This is a genomic window from Actinoallomurus vinaceus (assembly GCF_039542055.1).
Classification (GTDB): Bacteria; Actinomycetota; Actinomycetes; order Streptosporangiales; family Streptosporangiaceae; genus Actinoallomurus; species Actinoallomurus vinaceus.
The window spans coordinates 160,888-178,294 of the sequence record NZ_BAABHK010000006.1 but is presented as its reverse complement, the minus strand read 5'-3'; the positions used below and the strand labels follow the sequence as shown (position 1 = coordinate 178,294).

Genomic DNA, 17,407 nt, shown 5'->3' with positions numbered 1-17,407 from the left:
CCGAACGGAGAGCTTGAACCTCATCCTGCCGTCGAGCATCTCCGCCGTTCCCCGCGCAGGCGCCAGCTATCAGGCTAAAAGCCCTCGCCGTGTTCCCGACCGGCGAGGACTGCGAGGCAATCCGGGTCAGCCTGCCGCGTGGAGCCAGCGGACGGGCGCGCCGTCGCCGACCCGGCGGAAGGGCTCCAGTTCGTCGTCCCAGGGCTTGCCAAGGAGGGTCAGGAAGGTTGTGCGGAGGTGGACCCCAGGGCCTGGATCACGGCGTCGATCGTGGTGGCCAGACGTGCGGGGTCATGGCCGGCGCGCTCCCGTACCCGCAGCCCGAGAACCGTGGTGAACAGCAGTTCCACGGCACCGTCGAGGTCGAGGTCGAGGGGCAGTTCGCCGTTGTGACGGCCCTCGCGCAGCAGCGATCGCAGTGCCTGCCGGGTGACCTCGAAGGCGGCCTCGGTCCGCCGGCGGACGTGGGCGTCGGTGGTGCCGAGCTCGGTCGCCGTGTTGACCACGAAGCAGCCTCGGCCGGACTCGCCGTCGGACGGGCAGGAGACCAGCCACAGCATCCAGTCCCGTAGTACCTGGCGGACCGGACGGCCGGCGGTGTCCAGGCGCTGCTCGGCCTGAGCGGAATCGGTGGCCCGGTAGTGGTCGAGCGCGCGCAGGAACAGCGTGTGCTTGTCGGTGAACGTCCGGTACAGGCTGCTCGGAGTGAGTTTGAGTTCGGCACCCAGGTCGCGCACCGAGGTGGCGTTGTAACCGCGGCGCCAGAACAGATCGGTCGCCTTGATGACCGCGTCCTGCTCGTCGAACTGTCGGGGGCGTGCCATGCCCGTCACTCTACCGAACTTGTGGAGCGATCGCTCCCATACTAGGGTCCACCGACGTATGGGAGCGAACGTTCCCGAACTAGAGGAGGAGGTATCGGTGGCACACGTAGAACGGACCACCGCCCAGGTGCCCGACCGACAGGCCCCGCAGAGGAGTCACTGGACGGCGGTCACCGCAGTGGCCTTGGGAACATTCCTGCTGGTCACCGCCGAGCAACTGCCGATCGGGCTGCTGACCGCCGTGGGATCGGCCTTGTCGGTCTCCGAAGGGACGGCCGGGCTGATGGTGACGGTGCCCAGCCTGGTCGCCGCGGTCTCGGCCCCGCTGGTTCCGGTGCTCGTCGGCGGAATGAACCGGCGGCTCCTGCTGCTCGCCTTGATGGGGTTGATGACGCTCGCCAACGTGGCCTCGGCCCTGGCCCCGAGTTTCGCCGTTCTGGTGTCCTCCCGGGTGCTGGTCGGCGTGGCGATCGGAGGCTTCTGGGCCGTCGCCGGGAGCCTGGCCGTCCGGCTCGTGGCCACCGCGAGCGTGCCACGGGCCACCGCGATCATCTTCGGCGGTGTCGGAGCCGCGAATGTGTTCGGTGTCCCGATCGGCACGCTGCTCGGCGAGTTCTCCGGCTGGCGCATCGCCTTCGCGACGCTGAGCGCCCTGGCGCTCGTCGCGCTGCTCGCCCTGCTGGCCGTGCTGCCGCCGTTGGCCGCCTCTCAGCCCGTCCGTCCGCGGCTCCTGGCCGAACAGTTCCGCAACCCAGGTGTACGCGTCGGCATCCTTGCGACATTTCTCATCGTGACCGGCCACTTCTCGGCCTACACCTTCGTGAGCCCGGCGCTCCAGAAGCTGTCAGGGATCGATGAACGACTCGTCGGCCCGTTGCTGTTCGGATTCGGCATGGCGGGCATGGTCGGCAACTTCATCGCCGGCGCCGCACTGGCGCGCAATCCGCACCGCACCGTACTGGTCATCGCCGTGGCCCTGGCAGCCGCGATGCCGCTCTACCTGGTGCTGGGCCGCGGACCGATCGGCGGGGCCGCACTATTGATCGCCTGGGGTATGGCCTTCGGCGGCGTGTCGGTCGGCCTGCAAACCTGGATGATCAAGACCGCGCCACAAGCCGTGGAAGCGGCCTCCGCCCTGTGGGTGGCGGTGTTCAACCTGTCGATCGGCCTCGGCGCGCTGGCCGGCGGCGTCATCGTCGACTCGCTCACTCTCCAGGCTGTTCTGTGGCTCGGCGGCGCCTGCGCCTTGGCGGCCGCACTGGCGGTCTGGAGTGCACGCACCAACGAGAACCTGCGATGACCAAGATCCCCGCCCCACACGCCCGAGGCTCGCCTTCAACGTGACCTGACCACTGAGGCCGAACCCGGCCGACGCAACGGCCCACGTCTCCCTCAGCCGGCCGCTCCCTCGATCACGGGTGTGATGAAGGGAGCTCAGAGAGATGGTCGCTCACCGTGGCGCGAAACCGCGCGGTGATGGCCGACAGATGCTCGAGCGCCGCCGACTCGTCTTCGGGCACCCGGACGTTGAGTCGCACGTCGGTGACCCCCCCGGCGGCCAGCAGCGGCGGGACGTCGGCCATCGTACGGGCGATGTCGAGCGTGCCGTCGGCGTGGTGGTGAAGGGCCGGTCGTCCGACGACCTGGAGGTCGGACGGGTCGCGGCCGGCCTCGCGCAGGGCGGCGCGCATCCTCGGGATGGCACGGGCAAGATCGGCGGCGTCCGGCCCCCACGGGATCCAGCCGGTGCCGAAGCGAGCCAGCCGCGTGACGACGCGAGGGTTGATGCTGCCGCCGACCCAGATGGGCACTCCCTCCGGGCGGAGCGGCTTGGGCATCATGTGGAGGTTCTCGAAGCGCAGTTCCGGTGACTCGTACTGCGCCCGGGTCTGCCGCCAGAAGGTCTGGCACACCTCCGGTGTGGTCGAAGCCAGCCTGGTCGAGCAGGCGCGCGGCGCGGAACATGTGATCCCAGCCGCCCGGGTCGGCGGCCGAGAACGAGGTGAGCCCTGCGGACAACTCGGCACGAGGCCTCGATGGCAACTCTTCCGACATTCCGCCATTCCTCCGCACAGGGGCAGGGCATGATGCGAGGAATCCTCGCCGTGTTCCCGACCGGCGAGGACTCCGTCAGTGACGTGCGATCAGCCTGCCGCGTGGAGCCAGCGGACGGGCGCGCCGTCGCCGGCCCGGCGGAAGGGCTCCAGTTCGTCGTCCCAGGGCTTGCCAAGGAGGTGGTCGACCTCGTGCTCGAACGTCACCTTGCCGGCCAGGGCGTTGCCCATTGCGGCGCGGAGGCGGTCCTCGGGCACGTGGATGTCGCCGTTGGCACCGATCACCGCGGTGAACACGCCCAGGGACGGCGTGAAGCTGTAGCGGACGCCGTCGCAGCCGGGACTGGCGTCCTCGGTCGCTTCAAAGCGAAGCAGCCGCCACTCGCGCAGCGCGGAGACGATGCCCGCAGCCGTGCCGGGCTGGCCCTCCCAGCACAGCTCGGCGCGCATGGTGCCCGGCGCCGCGGGCTGATCACTCCACGGCAGCGACACAGGCACGCCAAGTACACCTGCGGCGGCCCACTCGATATGTGGGCACAGCGCAGGCGGCGCTGAGTGGACGTAAAAAACGCCACGTGCGGACACCGGACCTCCTGGGAACGTTGCGAGGTTCGTCTTCCCCTACGTCCTCGGCTGCTCCAGGTAGATGACCGCTTGGTTATTGTGCCTCATCGTCCCCTGTCGCACCAGCCCGGATCCGGGTCGTGGATACGCCTCCAGCGCTCCCTACTCGTTGGTAGGCTCGGCGATCGGCCGCGATCAACAGCCGCCAATCCTTCGTTCGGTGATGACACTCGAGGAGATCCCCGCATGCGCAGAGCCCTGATCCTGGCCGCGACCGCAGGGCTCCTCGCCGGATGCGGCGGCCAGCACGGCGGCTCCCCCGCCGGTGCGGCCGATAAGGACGTCCGGCTCACCGCGTGCGCGCTGAGCCGAAAACTGCACGCCGGAGTCGTCCACGGTGTGATAACGAACACGACCGGCCGTACGGCGGGCTACGTCGTCCAGGTCGACATCGTGGACGGCGGCGGCAACCGCGTCGACACGGCGATGCACGCCGAGACGGACGTGGCGCCGGGCCAGAAGGTGAAGTTCACGGCGAGCGGCGTGCAGACGTACGGCGGGAAGATCACCTGCCGCGTCGCGTCCGTACAGCGCACCACCCGCTGACGAGCACGACGCCGACGGCCAGCCAGGGCACGTAGTCCCCGAACCGGTCATAGGGCGTACGGCCCGCGGCGGGCGCGACCTTCACCAGCACCGACCCGCGCCGCGACGTGTCGAGCCAGGCGAGCCGGCGCCCCTTCGCGTCGAAGGCGGCCGACACTCCAGTCAGCGCGGCCTGCACGACCGGGCGCCCCGTCTCGGCCGCCCGCACCGCGCCGAGCGACGCGTGCTGCGGCGGGGCCCAACTGCCCTGGAACGTCGAGGTCGCCGACTCGTAGACGATCAGGTGCGCGCCCCGGCGTACGACCGCTCGGCTCTGGTCGGGGAAGGCGGACTCGAAGCAGATCAACGGCCCGAACGTCACGGCGCCCGGTCCGGTTCCGGCCCGCATCAGCACGATGCCCGTGCCGGGGACCCGATCCTCCTTGGCCGCCTCGCTGATGTGGGCGACCCACCCGAGCTCCCGGCGAAGCGGGATGTACTCCCCGAACGGCACGAGGAGGTTCTTCACGTACCGGCTCTCGATGCCGTCCGGCCCGATCAGCACCGCGCTCTTCGAGATACGCCCCGACGCGTCACGGGCGTCCTCGTTGACCAGCAAGGGCCCGTGCACACGGGCCAGCGCGGTCAGGCGCGCGACCAGGTCAGGCCGCTCGTCGAGGTCGAATCCGACGCTGCTCTCCCCCCAGACGACCAGATCGACGGCGGGCAGCGCCGCAGTGATCCGCTCGCCGTCGGCGAATCTTCGGTCCGGGCCGTCCACGACGCCCGGCTGCACGAGGGCGATCCGCATCGGCCGGCCGGCGGCCTCCGGCGACGGCGTGTAGACCACCGGGCCGGACAGGCCGATGAGCGCCGCGAGGACCCCGGCGGTCGCCGAGCGGGCGATGAGGACCATGGCCACCGCGGTGTTCACCGCCACGAGAGCGAAGGTCACCAGCCACACGCCGCCCAGCGACGCCAGGCTCAGAACCGTCGGATGCCGCCACTGCGTGGCACCGTACAGCGCCCACGGGCCGCCGAGGGCGTGCCAGGACCGCAGCCACTCGCCCACCGCCCACACGCTTGGCACGACAACGAGCGCAGCCGCGAGCCTCCCCGGCCGCAACAGCGCCCAAGCGGCGTATCCCCAGCCCGCCCACAGGACGCCGGCGCCCGCGGCCACGAGGACCAGCGCCGGGCCGATGTTGGGGATCAGCCAGTAGAGCGCGGCGGTGAGGAACCCCGCGCCGAACCACCAGCCGCGCACGGCGGCCTCCCGGCCGGTCGCGGCGGCTCGTACCACCAGCAGGCCGGGCACGAGCGCGACCCACGCCAGCCAGTCCAGCCCCGCGCGGGGGAACGCCAGCACCGGCAGCGCCCCGGCGACCAGCGCCACGAGCCGGAACCCGCGACGTGCCCGAGGAGAGACGGGCGGCTCCGCCTCGTCCGGCGAGGGACCGCCCGGACCGGTGAACTCCGCCGCCGTTCTCATCACTCCAGAGTGACTCCGGGGTGACCGCACGGCAAGAACCCGCATCGCCCAGGGTGACCCGACGGGAACCGCTCGCCGCACGAGGACGAGCCGATGGAAAGGGAGCCGCCGCCTGCAGGGGCGGGCCGACGGCAAGAAGCCGCCGCGCATAGGCGAGCCGAAGGGAAAGACCCGCCGTCCAGGGGGCGGGCCGAGGGGAAGGATCCGCCACGGGTGGGCGAGCCGATGGAAAGGGCCCGCCGCGCGGAGGGCGGGCCGATGGGAGGAAGCCGCCGCCCGGGGGGCGGGCCGAAGGCAGGGCCCGCAGCGCGAGGGCGAGCCGGCGGGAAGGACCCCGCCGCGCGGAGAAGGCGGGCCGATGGGAAAGGCCCGCCACCCGAGGGGCGAGCTGACGGGAAGGAGCCGCCGCGCCGGGGGGCCGGCCGCGCGAGGACGAGCCGACGGGAAGGAGCCGCCACGCAGAGGACGAGCCGAGCGGAAGGGCCCGCCGCGCGGAGGGGCGGGCCGATGCGAAGGACCCCGCACGGGGGCGAGCCGAGGGCGGGGCCTGCGCGCCTTGGGGCACGGCATGCGAAACGTCCCGCCATCCGGCGACGATGGGTAATCACACGGACACGCCGAGAAGGTTGCGCGATGACCGATCATGACGCCCGGCTCGAACGCCTCCTCGCCCGCCACCGTGACGCGATCGTGGTCGAGCCGTTCCCTGGCCGTCCGGCGCTCCTACGCCGCGACCAGATCCTCGTGGCCGATCACGACCTGCCGGCGGTCGAGGACGCGGTGCGCCGCTGGTACGACGCGCGCCACGACGGGCCGGGAGTCTCCCGCGTCATGCTCCGCGCCGCCGCGAAGGTCGACGTGTGCGAGCTGTCCGCGCAGCTGGCCGGGGGCGCGCCGCACCGGCGCCTGGCCGTCGCGCCGAACCACCTCGTCCACGGCCAGCCGATGTGGTGGAGCGGCCCGGCCGGAGCGCCCAGCCCCGCGCCGGCGTTCGCCCCGCCCGCGGCCGACGGCGCCGCCCGCCGGCCGGTGACGGTCGCCGTCCTGGACACCGGCCTGTCGCCGCACCCCTGGTACTCCTCCGCGGCCTGGTACGCCGAGCAGCGCGACGAGGTCACCGAGGTGCTGGACGCCGACCTGGACTACGCCCTCGACGCGCAGGCCGGGCACGGCACGTTCATCGCGGGGGTCGTGCTGCGCCGTGCGCCGTCCGTGCGGATCCGCGCCAAGCGCGTGATCGGCGGCGACGGCGTGGGTGACGAACTCGGCGTCCTGCACGCCCTGGCCTGGCTGATCGCATGGGGCCGGGCCGACGTGGTGAACCTGTCGTTCGGGTGCCACACCTACGACGATCGCCCTTCTCCCCTCGTGGCCCGCGCCGTCGCCGCCCTCGCCCGCCGTTCGGTCGTCGTGGCGTGCGCGGGCAACCACGCGAGCGACCGGCCGTTCTGGCCGGCCGCCCTGAAGCACGTCATCGCGGTGGCCGCGCTGGACGGCGAGGAGCGGGCGGCGTTCTCCGACTACGGCTGGTGGGTGGACGCCTGCGCGCCCGGCGTCGACGTCCACAGCTGTTTCGTGCGGTTCGACGGGCCCCGCCCGCGCGTCCACGGCATCGACCCCGACGACTTCGAGGGTTACGCGATCTGGAGCGGGACATCCTTCGCGGCCCCGGCCGTCGCGGGCGCGATCGCCGGTCTGGCCGCCGCCGAGGATCTGCCCGCCGCGGTCGCCGCCGACCGGATCCTCGACCCGGTCGGCCGGCGTACGCACCCGGATCTCGGCGTCGAGGTCAACTGACCGCGGGCAGTGAACACGCTCGGGCGGTGCAGCCGATGACGCGAGACCGAGGCGGAGCTGGTCGCATAGTGCGCGTCAGCCGTCGTCCTTTGCCGTACGGACGATCGTGAACGGTGCCCGAACGCCAGTGGAGAAGTGCGCCGCAGCCTCAAGAGCGGCGATGGCGCGTGATTCGAGGGACAGGTCGGCGTTGCCGGTGGCGTGGAGGGCTCCGAGGGCGATCTCCGCACCGCAACCCACAGCCGTGTACCCGTCGATCAGCTCGCCCACCTGGTAGTCGTGGCCGATTTCGAAGAGGCGGCCACGGACGCCGACGAGGAAGGACCCGCCTTCTTCCTGGTCGTTGTTCTTGCTGGCCCATCCGCCGTCTTTCAGTCCTTCGCGGACGCCGTTGATGAAGTTGGTGCACATGAATGCGTGCAGGTCTTCTTCCCGCTCGGGCGGGACCGGGGCTTTGAAGGCGTAGCGGAGGATCTGGCCCATACGGAATGAGCTGGTGTATCCGATCACGTAGGACCCGTTGGTGAAGACTTTGGCGTCTAGACGCGGCTGTGTGACACCTCCACCTACTCCGGCGGAGTCTCCGGCGATGACGACGGTGTTGCCATCGGTGATGCCGACGATCGCGGTCATGTTGGGGACCTTCGGGAGTGGGCCGGCCCCGACCCCGCCCACTTCCCGTGGCGGCCCGGGAGTTCGGTGAACAGTCTGCACGACGCCGACGAACCGCACTAGGGCGTTGGCGACAGGCATCCACAACTGCTCGCCGGCCTCCACCTCACCAGGCTCCGCCTCCACCGTGAAAGCACTTTCACGGGCGTGGGAGACACGCGGATCCATTCGCCCTCGTCGGCCCGGGTGCGCTCGCCGAGTCCTCCCAGGGGCCGGCGGCGGGTTCGTGCGCCGCCGGCGGCGCCGGCGTTAGCATCCCCTGGTTTTGGCGGCGCTCCCATTCCGGCCGGATGCCCGGCATCCGTACGGCACACTCCGACCCGCTCGCGACCCACGGAGGTCCCCCATGAGACGTCGAGCCATCTCGGCCGCGCTGGCGCTGGCCGGCTCGGTCCTCATCCCGCAGGTGACCGGCGCCCCGGCGCACGCCGACACGCAGATCTGCGCGCAGTACGGCTCGGCCAAGATTCAAAGCGGCAGGTACGTCGTCCAGAACAACAACTGGGGCGACAGCACCCAGCAGTGCATCAACGTCACCAACACCGGCTTCTCGGTCACCGTCGCCAGCCACAACAAGCCGCAGAACGGCGCACCCGGCGCGTACCCGTCGGTCTATGCCGGCTGCCACTACGGGAACTGCTCCACCGGCAGCGGCCTGCCCCTGCGCGCCGACGACGGCCGGTTCACCACGGTCCAGACCAGCGTGAGCATGTCCTATCCCGGTTCCGGGGTCTACGACGCGTCCTACGACGTCTGGTTCGACCCGACGGCCCGCACGAACGGCCAGAACACCGGCGCGGAGCTGATGGTGTGGCTCGACCACACCGGCTCGGTGCAGCCCGTCGGGTCCAAGGTCGGCACGGTCTCCCTCGCCGGCGGCACCTGGGACGTCTGGTACGGCAACAGCGGCTGGAACGTGGTCTCGTACGTCCGCACCTCGCCGACGTCCGCGATCTCCTTCCCCGTCCACACCTTCTACGACGACATGGTGAGGCGTGGCTACGCGCAGCGTTCCTGGTACCTGACCAGCGTTCAGGCGGGCTTCGAACCGTGGGTCGGCGGCGTGGGCCTCGCCGTGAACTCCTTCTCGTACGGCATCGGCTGATCGTCCCCGCGCCGCGGCGGCGCCATCGGGCACCGGTGGCGCCGCCCGATCGATGCAACCGATTGTAATCTTGCGACTACTTTCCGCTAATATCCCGGCGCGTGGAGTGGAACGAGACCGGAGACCTGGTGAGGCGGGCTCGCGGGGGTGACCCGGTGGCCTGGCGGACGCTCGTCGACCGCTACTCGCGGCTGCTGTGCGCGATCGCGCGATCGTACGGGCTGAGCGGCGCGGACGTCGACGACGTGGTGCAGACGACGTGGCTGCGGCTCGTCGAGCGGCTGCCCCGGCTGCGGGACCCGGCGCGCGCGGGCGCGTGGCTGGCCGTCACGGCCCGCCGGGAGAGCCTGGCCACGCTGCGGCGGCGAGGCCGTGAGAGCCCGTTGAACGGTCACACCCCGGTGGTCACCGGACCGCACCACGTGGTGTTCGGCCGTGAGCTCGCGGGCTCGGTGGCCGCCGCCCTGGACGCCGTGCCGCCCCGCTGCCGCGCCCTTCTCGAGCTGTCGATCGCCTCGCCCCGGCTCAGCTACGCGGAGATCTCGACGGCGCTCGGCGTACCGCTCGGCAGCGTCGGCCCGACCCGCGCCCGCTGCCTGACCCACCTGCGGCGCCGGCTCGGTGTCGCGTGACCGACGACGAGCTGATCGAGCGCCTGCGTGTCGCGTTCCCGCCGGTGCCGGAGCACCTGATCGCCCTCGGGCGGGCCGCGTTCGACTGGTTCACCCCCGAGGCGACCCTGGCGACGCTCGCGCACGACGCGGCGGAGACGCCGGCCGGGGTGCGCGGCGGCGGGCCGCGGACGCTGACGTTCGCCGGGCGGGACGTCCACGTGGAGATCGAGGTCTCCGGCCGGGAGATCGTCGGGCAGCTGGCCCCCGCGGTGGCCGCGGAGGTGATCCTCCGGTCGCCGGACGGCGAGCGCGGCGCCCGGACCGACGAGTCCGGCGGATTCGTGCTCTCCGAGGTTCCGGCCGGTCTGGTCAGCCTCCTGTTCCGGCTCGCCGACGCGACGTCCGTGGTGACGAGCTGGATCCATGTCTGAGCTGCTGGCGCTGGCGGCCGTCGACCCGCGCGGCGTGTACGCGACCGCCTCGGCGCTGCGGGAGACCGGACGGCCGGAGGAGCGGGTCGTGGCCCTGCGCGCCCTCGGCCTGGCCGGCAAGGAGCTGGGCCGGCTGAGCGAGGGCGTCGTCCACCTGCGCGAGGCGCTCCGGATCGCCGAGTCGGCCGGGCTGCCCTATGCCGCCGCCCAGGTGCGGATGAACCTCGTCGGCCTGCTGGCCACGAGCGGCGACCTCGAGGGGGCACTGGCCGCCGCCGACGCCGCCGCCCCGGTGCTGACCGGAGCGGACGCCGACCGGCTGCTCGCCAACCGGGCGTACGTCCTCGCCCGCAGCGGCCGCGTCCGGGAGGTCGCGCGCATCGCCCGGACCTGTACCGACCCGGAGGTCGTCGTCGGCCTGCGCATCAACACCGGACTCGCGACGGCGTACGCCGGCCGGCTCGGGCGCGGCGAGGCCGACCTGCGCGGGGCGCTCGCGGTCGCCGAGCAGGCGGGCCTGCGGCACCAGGCGGCGATGGTCCGGCACAACCTCGCGTTCGTCGCCATGCGGCGCGGCGACCTGCCACGCGCGCTCGCACTGTACGAGGAGATCGAGCCGGAGCTGGCCGGCGCGGACGAGCGCGTCTGCCAGATGCGCATCGACCGGGCGGAGGCGCTGATCGCCGCGAGGCTGCCCGGCGAGGCCCGCGCCCTGCTCGCGGGCACCATCGAGCGGCTGACCGCCGGCGGGTACCGCTGCGACACCGCCGACGCGCTCCTACTCCTCGCCCACGCCGAGCTGGCCGACGGCGACCCCCGCGCCGCGGCGGCGACCGCGCGGCGGGCGCAGGAGGAGTTCGCGGACCGTACGGGATGCGCGCTGCTCGCCGAACAGGTCGGCCTTCGGGCCCGCTGGGCGGACGGCGACCGGTCCGCGGGCCTGCTCACAGCCTCCGAGCAGGCCGCCGAACGTCTCACGCGGTACGGCTGGGCCTCCGCCGCCGCCGACGCGCGCACCCTGGCGGGCCTGGTGGCGCTCGCGCGCGGCGACCATCGGCACGCCGAACGCCTCCTCGACCGGGTCGGCGGCGACACCGTGAGCGCACGCGTCGCGAGCTTGCACGCCACCGCGCTGCTGCGGCTCGCGTGCGGCGACCGGCCCGGCGAGGCCGCCGCCGTTCGCGCCGGGCTGCGCGCCGTGGACGAGCACGCCGCCGCGCTGGCCGCCGGCGAGCTGCGCGGGCGCGCGGCGGGCTGGGCCGCCGAGCCGGCCGAGCTCGGGCTGCGGCTCGCGACCGGCCCCCGCGCCCTACTCGTGGCCGCCGAGCGGGCGCGGGCGATCGCCGACCGGCCGCCCGCCGTACGGCCGCCCCGCGACCGGCGGCTCGGCGGGCTCCTGGCCGAGCTGCGCCGCGTCACCGCCGAGGTCCCCGACCGCCCGGAGCTCCTGGCCGCCCAGGCCCGGCTGGAGGACGCCGTACGCGCCCGGTGCCGCCGCCTGTCCTCCAGCCGCGACGCGGTCCCGGGATGGGGCTGGCTGATCCCCGCCCTCGCCGAGACGCTGGGCGAGCGGATGTTCGTGGAGTTCATCCGGGTCGGCACGGAGCTCGTCGCGGTGACCCTCGCGAACGGCCGCTGCCGGCACCGCTCCCTGGGCCCGTACGACCAGGTCCGCGACGACGTACGGCTGCTCCGCTTCGCCGTCTCCCGGCTCGCCCGGGACCCCGGCGGCGCACCGGCCCGCTCCTCCCTGGCGGCCACGGCGAAGCGCCTCCAGACGCGGCTGCTCGACCCGCTCCGCGTCGGCGACCGGCCCGTCGTCCTGTCCCCGGTCGGAGCGCTGCACGGCCTGCCGTGGTCCGCGCTGCCGTCTCTGACGGACCGTCCGATGACCGTGGTGCCGTCGGCGGCGGGCTGGCTGCGCGCCATTCGGGTACCGCCGTCCCGCGGGCACACGACGCTGATCGCCGGTCCGGACCTCGCGCACGCCGAGGACGAGATCGCGGCCGTACGCGCGCGGCATCCGGAGGCGAGGATCCTCACCGGCCCGGTCGCGACCGCCGAAGCCGTGCGGCGCGCTTTCGACGGGGCCGCCGTGGCCCACGTCGCGGCCCACGGGGTGTTCCGTTCGGGGAACGCCCTGTTCTCCGGCCTCCGACTCGCCGACGGGCCGCTGTTCACGTACGACCTGGAGCATCTGGAACGCGCACCGCGGCTGCTGGTGCTGTCCGCGTGCGACGCGGGCCGCGCGGAGATCTACGAGGGCGAGGCGGTCATCGGCATGGTCACCGCCGCCCTCGGCTTCGGCACGGCGACCGTCGTCGCCGCCGTCACCCCGGTCGGCGACGCCGCCGCGCGCGACCTGATGACCGGCTTCCACGAGCGTCTCGCGGCAGGCGCCACCCCGGCCGAGGCCCTCGCCTCCGCGCCGAGATCTCCTTCGGCCCTCGGCTTCGTCTGCTTCGGCGCCGGCCACGACCGAGCGTGATCAGTGAGCGTCCCACTCCGCGACCCGTGGCCGCGATCGGTGCGGCCTCCTGGACGGCGCGGTCCTTCCTCGGCGGCCCGGGTGCCCCCGCGGACCTCGTCGTCACGGCCATGACCCGCGCACCGACCTCAGCGTCCTGGACGCGCCCGCACGCGTCATCCACCGGGGCGGATGGTCCGCTGATCCCGGCCGCTCGTCGCCGATCGGCCGGAATCCCGAGCTCGGAGAGGTGCTTGGACGCAGTGGCCCTCTCGGCGCGGCGTCGCCCGATTCGGGGGTCCTGGATGTCGGCGGATCGCGAGCGCCACGGGGCGGGCCTGCCGCGCCGCTCCACGTGCGCGGCATCGCCCTGCCGTCCGAGGAGGCCGTCGAGTTCTGGATCGTGGACGGCACGTTGACACGTGAGCCGGTGCGCGACGCCGTGACCGTCGTGGACGGCCGCTGCCGGGCTCGCGGCCACACACTCACCCGGATGCCGAACGGCCCGGGGACCCGCTCGACGCGGCGCTGCTTCGCCGGTCGGCCGGAGTCCCCGACCGGGGCGATGCGGGGCGTGCTCAGGACGCGGTCGCGCTCTCGGCGCGGCGGGCGATCGCCCTCAGGAGTTCCAGGCGGATGAAGCCGGCGCCTCCGGCGCGGATGAGCAGCCAGTACGGGGCGAAGGCACGGCGGCTGGCCCGGTCGGTGGCGCGGACGCGGGTCTCGGCCGCGAGCAGGGTGCCGTCCGCCGTCGGGCTGAGCTGGAAGCTCATCGCGGCCTTGGCCCAGCCGGGTTCGGAGAAGGCCGCGAACACGGCGGGATCGGCCGTCTCCTCCGGGCCCGTCTCCGGCCGGAACTGCCAGAACTTGGCCACCCTGCCGCTCACGGCCTCGCGTCCCTCCTCGCGCCCCAGGTCGGCCATTGGCAGGGCCTGTGCGATCGGCCCGGAGAGAGGGGCGCGGCCGGCCGACCGGATGCGCATCAGCAGGCGGGTGACCGGGAGTTCGTCGGCCGTGACCTGCTGCAGTGCCTCCCACACCGCCTCGGGAGGCGCTGCGACCCGGCGGCTGTAGCGGGTGCGGAAGTCGTACGTCGGGATCAGCCGGTCCAGGATCTTCTCCATGCGCTCGCTCCTCACGCCGGGAGGCGTTCTGTACGCCGCCGTCTAGAATGATAATGTACGCCACCGTACAGAACGAGATTTCGCGAGGTCCCCGAATGCCGCGTACCGCCCGCCTGACCCGCGACGACTGGGCCGCCGCCGCACTCGACGCCCTCGCCGAAGGGGGACCGAGCGCGGTCGCCGTCGAACCGGTCGCCGCCCGGCTGGGCGCTTCGAAGTCGAGCTTCTACTGGCTCTTCGAGAACCGGCAGGCACTGCTCGACGCCGCTCTCGAGCGCTGGGAGCGGACCCAGACCGAGACGGTCGCGGCCCGGCTGGCCGAGATCCCCGACCCGGCCGAGCGCCTGCGCCGCCTGGTCCACCAGGCGTTCGCCGCCCCGGACTACGGCGACCTCACCCTGAGACTGCTCACCGCCTCCGACGATCCGGCCGTACGGTCCGTCGCCGAACGGGTGACACGCCGGCGCCTCGCGGTCATCGAGACCGCGTTCGCCGAGCTCGGGCATTCCCCCGAGCTCGCACGCCACTACGCGACAATGAGCTACTCGACCTACCTCGGAGCCGCGGCGCTGCGACGCGTCGGCGCGGCCCCGGAAGATCCCCATGCCTACGTCGACGCCGTCCTCGCCCCGTTCGGCATCCCGCCGGGAGCCTGACACGGGTTCGCCCGCACGCCGTTGCCACTTCACCGCGCACACCGCGCCGTCGCGGGGCGTGATCGCCGAGGGTTGTCGTGGTCATGGCCCCGACAGCCCTCGGCAGGTCATGGCGCCGGGCATGGTGCCGCAGTCACGACAGGATCGTAAAAATTCGCAAAGAATGAGTAAAGGCGCTGCAGCATGGCGCCCCAGGCATTGACCAGCAGTTAGCGCAAGGCGCCTTGAACGCAGGTCACAAACTCTGGGCAATCCATGTGACCCGCATCACTTGCGTTTCAAGTCACCTATGTCATCCCAATGCGGTAAAAACGACAGGTGTCGTGAAACCACTTAAGAGATAGTTAGCAAATCAACGTGAACAGAAGAACAACGACCGCACTCACGGCTTCGGCTGCCGTGTGCGTCGCGGCGGCCGGTGTGATCGCGCTGACGGGCCACGGTCATTCACCCGGCTCGGCGATCGCGCAGACCGTGTCGAGCAGCGACTCGGAGGATGCCAAGAACTACTGGACTCCGGCACGGATGAAGGCGGCCACCCCAGAGGATCAGCGCCGGCCGCAGAAACACGCGCTGCTGCGAACCAAGAAGAGCATTCCCCAAGGGACGGCGTTCACCGGGATTCCGAGCGTCGGCCGGCTCTTCACGCATAGCAAGACGGGGGACCACTACTGCACCGCCAGCGTCGTATACAGCACGAAACACAATCTGGCCCTCACGGCGGCCCACTGCATATATAGCTACAACAGCGGCACCAAGACGGGATACTACCGCGACAAGATCGCGTTCGTTCCCCAGTATGACGCCGGGAACGCCCTGTATGGCATCTGGAGCGCGAAGGCCCTTCTCGTTCACAACGGGTGGAAGAAGAACGCGGATCCCGACCTCGATTTCGGCTTCATCGTCCTGACCAGAGACAAGACGAGCGGCAAGAACGTCGCCGATGTAACCGGATCGAACCGCCTCACCCCGAACACGGCGCTCCCGGAAAACGTCCACGTCGTCGGATATCCCGCCTCCGGTACGCCCGGGAATGACCGCGCGATCCAGTGTGACACCACCGCCATCCACCGGTTCAAGTACCAACTGGCCTTCGACTGTGATGGATTCACCGGCGGCACCAGCGGAAGTCCCTGGCTCTGGCGGTACGACCCGGCGAAGAAGCAGGGAAAGGTCGTCGGCGTTCTCGGCGGCTATCACCAGGGAGGCATTACGCCTCAACGGTCCTACTCGTCGCTCCTCGATCACGACATCGCCGACCTGCGCGACCAAGCCGAATCGAAAGGGTAGGTGTCAGATGAGCATCGGGGTCATCCTGGCGGCCCGGTTCCCGGTGTGCTGACCGGCATGCTCGCGGGCGCCCAAGGGCTCGCCCGTGAGGCGGATCCGGACGACGAGGGCGTCGCGCCGGTAGCGTACGACCCGTGACCGACCGCATCTTCACTCTCGGGGAGGCGCGAGCGCTGCTTCCCGAGGTGCGCGCGCACATCGATGCGATCGTCGCCGCCCGCGCCGACCTCGCCGAATTGGCCCTCGACCTGCAGTCGGGGCGGTCGTCGCCGCTGGGCGGCACGCCCGAGCTGAAGGCGTACGAGGCGCGCATCGACGAGGCGCTCGGATGGTTCACGATCCAGGGCATCGAGGTGAAGGGCGTCACGCCGGTGCTCGTCGACTTCCCGGCCTACCTGCGCGGGCAGTCGATCCGCCTGTGCCTGCTGGAGAGCGAGTCGGCGCTCGGCTGGTACCACCGCACGGATCTCGGCTTCGCCGGACGGCGCCGCCTGCCGTAGGACCTCAGACGCGATGAGGATGCGACGCGGTCAGTACCTCGAAGTGCTGGACGGCCGGAACCGAGTCGAGCAACGTCGCACGGGCCTGGGACGTGACCCGCTCGCGTTCGTGGTCGTCGCCCGCGAACCGCCGGATCGTGTCCAGTGACTCGAAGAGGGTGAGCGTCCTTATCTCCGTCCACGCGCCGGCCTCACGCGCGAGCAGGTAAGCGCCGCGGAACCCGGTGAGACCGCGCAGGTCCTCGAGCACCTCCGCTTCGAACACCTCGCGATACCTCGCGGTGGTCCGCGGGCCGCTGGTCCGAGCCTGCCAGACTCTGGCGATCATGTCGGCGTCCCTTCCTCTGCCGGATGCGATGGATGCCACGAGTGTCGCCTCGGCCGCGCGTTCCCGCTTGAAGCTCGGTGCTCAGTTCCGAACCGCGAACAGCGCCCGGAGCTCCGTCGGCGAGTGGCCGCACTCACGGCGGATCGTCCGGGTCAGATGGGCGTGGTCGGCGAACCCGAGGTCGGCCGCCAGTCCGGCCAGATCCTTTTCCCCTGCCTCGATGGCGTTCAGCGCGCTGAAGACACGGATCCGGTTCCGGTACCTGGTCAGCGTCATCCCCGTCTCCTGGTGGAACACGCGGCTCAGATGGTGCGGGGAACAGCCGACGTGCCGGGCGATCTGGCGCAGCCCCAGCGTGCACGGGGCCTGGGTCAACAGCTCCCGTACGGACTCCACCAAGTCCCGCCGCGCCGCCACCGTGGTCAGGCGCCGGGCTGTCATCGTCGGGCCTCGGCCGTCGAGCAGGCCGCCCACCACGCGAGTCGTCATCTCGGTCAGCTCGAAGGGGTCGGCGCGTCCGCGGGCTCGGGCGGCCAGCAGCCGAAGTGCGACGGCCGACTCACCGGGGACCGGAAGGGACGGGTTCCTCGGCGGTTCCGCGGTCATCTCAGCCATGAACCGGGCGGACACCACCATGACCGTGCAGACATCCTCCCGGTCGGTACGGTGGGCGATGCTCTGTTCCTCGTCCGGACCGCCCATGTAGGCGACCGCGGGATCCGCGAGTATCACCCGGCCGCCGACTCGGGCCCGGAAGACGCCGCTGCGCACCAGCACCAGCCGGTAGCCGGTCGGGCTCTCCGGGTCGGACCACGCCCGGGTCTCGGCTCGGATCCTCACATCCTCGACGGAGAAACCGTCCCCGGCTGCAACAGAGGTCACGACGCGCATGTGGCGACGCTAC

Annotated in this window: 19 protein-coding genes and 1 pseudogene; 11 read left to right on the top strand and 9 right to left on the bottom strand. The window is 72.0% G+C overall.

Going from position 1 to position 17,407, the window contains the following annotated elements; genetic code table 11:
- Positions 1–126: 126 nt before the first annotated feature.
- Both ABEA24_RS22485 and ABEA24_RS22480 read right to left on the bottom strand, forming a co-directional pair.
- Positions 127–216 (bottom strand): annotated as a pseudogene (locus ABEA24_RS22485) (DUF3145 family protein); the annotation flags it as partial.
- 2 nt (positions 217–218) lie between these two features.
- A complete protein-coding gene (locus ABEA24_RS22480) occupies positions 219–824 on the bottom strand; it encodes a TetR/AcrR family transcriptional regulator (protein WP_345432952.1) in 606 nt (201 codons plus the stop codon).
- Between the two features lie 97 nt (positions 825–921).
- On the opposite strand from ABEA24_RS22480, the gene ABEA24_RS22475 reads away from it, so the two are divergent.
- Positions 922–2,124, top strand: a complete 1,203-nt coding sequence (locus ABEA24_RS22475; protein ID WP_345432951.1) for an MFS transporter — start codon at positions 922–924, stop codon at positions 2,122–2,124.
- Between the two features lie 112 nt (positions 2,125–2,236).
- On the opposite strand, the gene ABEA24_RS22470 is transcribed toward ABEA24_RS22475, so the two are convergent.
- Complete coding sequence (locus tag ABEA24_RS22470; protein ID WP_345432950.1) at positions 2,237–2,737, bottom strand: LLM class flavin-dependent oxidoreductase; 501 nt, start codon at positions 2,735–2,737, stop codon at positions 2,237–2,239.
- Positions 2,738–2,968: 231 nt separating this feature from the next.
- Complete coding sequence (locus ABEA24_RS22465) at positions 2,969–3,463, bottom strand: DUF3145 domain-containing protein (RefSeq protein WP_345432949.1); 495 nt, start codon at positions 3,461–3,463, stop codon at positions 2,969–2,971.
- A 225-nt stretch (positions 3,464–3,688) separates the two neighbouring features.
- Between ABEA24_RS22465 and ABEA24_RS22460 the strand changes: the two genes are divergently transcribed.
- Complete coding sequence (locus tag ABEA24_RS22460) at positions 3,689–4,048, top strand: FxLYD domain-containing protein (protein WP_345432948.1); 360 nt, start codon at positions 3,689–3,691, stop codon at positions 4,046–4,048.
- Here ABEA24_RS22460 and lnt read toward each other — a convergent pair.
- On the bottom strand, positions 4,008–5,519 hold the full coding sequence (gene lnt, locus ABEA24_RS22455; protein WP_345432947.1) for an apolipoprotein N-acyltransferase: 1,512 nt from the start codon (positions 5,517–5,519) through the stop codon (positions 4,008–4,010). The two genes, ABEA24_RS22460 and lnt, sit on opposite strands and share 41 nt — an antisense overlap.
- 633 nt (positions 5,520–6,152) lie before the next feature.
- On the opposite strand from lnt, the gene ABEA24_RS22450 reads away from it, so the two are divergent.
- The gene (locus ABEA24_RS22450; RefSeq protein ID WP_345432946.1) at positions 6,153–7,316 is read left to right on the top strand and encodes a S8 family peptidase; all 1,164 of its coding nucleotides are present in this window, start codon (positions 6,153–6,155) and stop codon (positions 7,314–7,316) included.
- 75 nt (positions 7,317–7,391) lie between these two features.
- Here the strand turns inward: ABEA24_RS22450 and ABEA24_RS22445 are convergent, their stop codons facing one another.
- Positions 7,392–8,093 carry a hypothetical protein gene (locus tag ABEA24_RS22445; protein WP_345432945.1) on the bottom strand — a complete coding sequence of 234 codons (702 nt, stop codon included), beginning with the start codon at positions 8,091–8,093 and terminating at the stop codon, positions 7,392–7,394.
- A gap of 241 nt (positions 8,094–8,334) precedes the next feature.
- Between ABEA24_RS22445 and ABEA24_RS22440 the strand changes: the two genes are divergently transcribed.
- From ABEA24_RS22440 to ABEA24_RS22425, 4 genes are all read left to right on the top strand, one after another.
- On the top strand, positions 8,335–9,093 hold the full coding sequence (locus ABEA24_RS22440) for a GH12 family glycosyl hydrolase domain-containing protein (RefSeq protein ID WP_345432944.1): 759 nt from the start codon (positions 8,335–8,337) through the stop codon (positions 9,091–9,093).
- A 101-nt stretch (positions 9,094–9,194) separates the two neighbouring features.
- Positions 9,195–9,725 carry an RNA polymerase sigma factor gene (locus tag ABEA24_RS22435; RefSeq protein WP_345432943.1) on the top strand — a complete coding sequence of 177 codons (531 nt, stop codon included), beginning with the start codon at positions 9,195–9,197 and terminating at the stop codon, positions 9,723–9,725.
- Positions 9,722–10,138, top strand: coding sequence for a hypothetical protein (locus ABEA24_RS22430; protein ID WP_345432942.1), 417 nt, complete (start codon positions 9,722–9,724; stop codon positions 10,136–10,138). Before ABEA24_RS22435 ends, ABEA24_RS22430 begins: the two co-directional genes overlap by 4 nt.
- Entirely contained in the window at positions 10,131–12,626 is a 2,496-nt protein-coding gene (locus tag ABEA24_RS22425; RefSeq protein WP_345432941.1) for a CHAT domain-containing protein, read from the top strand. Before ABEA24_RS22430 ends, ABEA24_RS22425 begins: the two co-directional genes overlap by 8 nt.
- A 557-nt stretch (positions 12,627–13,183) precedes the next feature.
- Here the strand turns inward: ABEA24_RS22425 and ABEA24_RS22420 are convergent.
- On the bottom strand, positions 13,184–13,729 hold the full coding sequence (locus ABEA24_RS22420; RefSeq protein ID WP_345432940.1) for a hypothetical protein: 546 nt from the start codon (positions 13,727–13,729) through the stop codon (positions 13,184–13,186).
- Between the two features lie 95 nt (positions 13,730–13,824).
- Here ABEA24_RS22420 and ABEA24_RS22415 point away from each other — a divergent pair, with 95 nt between their 5' ends.
- The 4 genes from ABEA24_RS22415 (at position 13,825) to ABEA24_RS22400 (ending at position 16,175) form a co-directional block, all read left to right on the top strand.
- On the top strand, positions 13,825–14,385 hold the full coding sequence (locus ABEA24_RS22415) for a TetR/AcrR family transcriptional regulator (protein ID WP_345432939.1): 561 nt from the start codon (positions 13,825–13,827) through the stop codon (positions 14,383–14,385).
- Positions 14,386–14,805: 420 nt separating this feature from the next.
- A complete protein-coding gene (locus ABEA24_RS22410) occupies positions 14,806–15,675 on the top strand; it encodes a trypsin-like serine peptidase (protein WP_345432938.1) in 870 nt (289 codons plus the stop codon).
- Positions 15,676–15,813: a hypothetical protein gene (locus ABEA24_RS22405; protein WP_345432937.1), complete on the top strand. Its 138-nt coding sequence runs from the start codon at positions 15,676–15,678 to the stop codon at positions 15,811–15,813.
- Positions 15,810–16,175 (top strand): DUF2203 domain-containing protein, encoded by a 366-nt coding sequence (locus ABEA24_RS22400; RefSeq protein ID WP_345432936.1) that lies wholly within the window; start codon positions 15,810–15,812, stop codon positions 16,173–16,175. Before ABEA24_RS22405 ends, ABEA24_RS22400 begins: the two co-directional genes overlap by 4 nt.
- A gap of 4 nt (positions 16,176–16,179) precedes the next feature.
- Here ABEA24_RS22400 and ABEA24_RS22395 read toward each other — a convergent pair whose 3' ends face one another.
- Positions 16,180–16,503 (bottom strand): hypothetical protein, encoded by a 324-nt coding sequence (locus tag ABEA24_RS22395; RefSeq protein WP_345432935.1) that lies wholly within the window; start codon positions 16,501–16,503, stop codon positions 16,180–16,182.
- 81 nt (positions 16,504–16,584) lie between these two features.
- Positions 16,585–17,394, bottom strand: coding sequence for a helix-turn-helix domain-containing protein (locus tag ABEA24_RS22390; protein WP_345432934.1), 810 nt, complete (start codon positions 17,392–17,394; stop codon positions 16,585–16,587).
- Between the last annotated feature and the right edge of the window lie 13 nt (positions 17,395–17,407).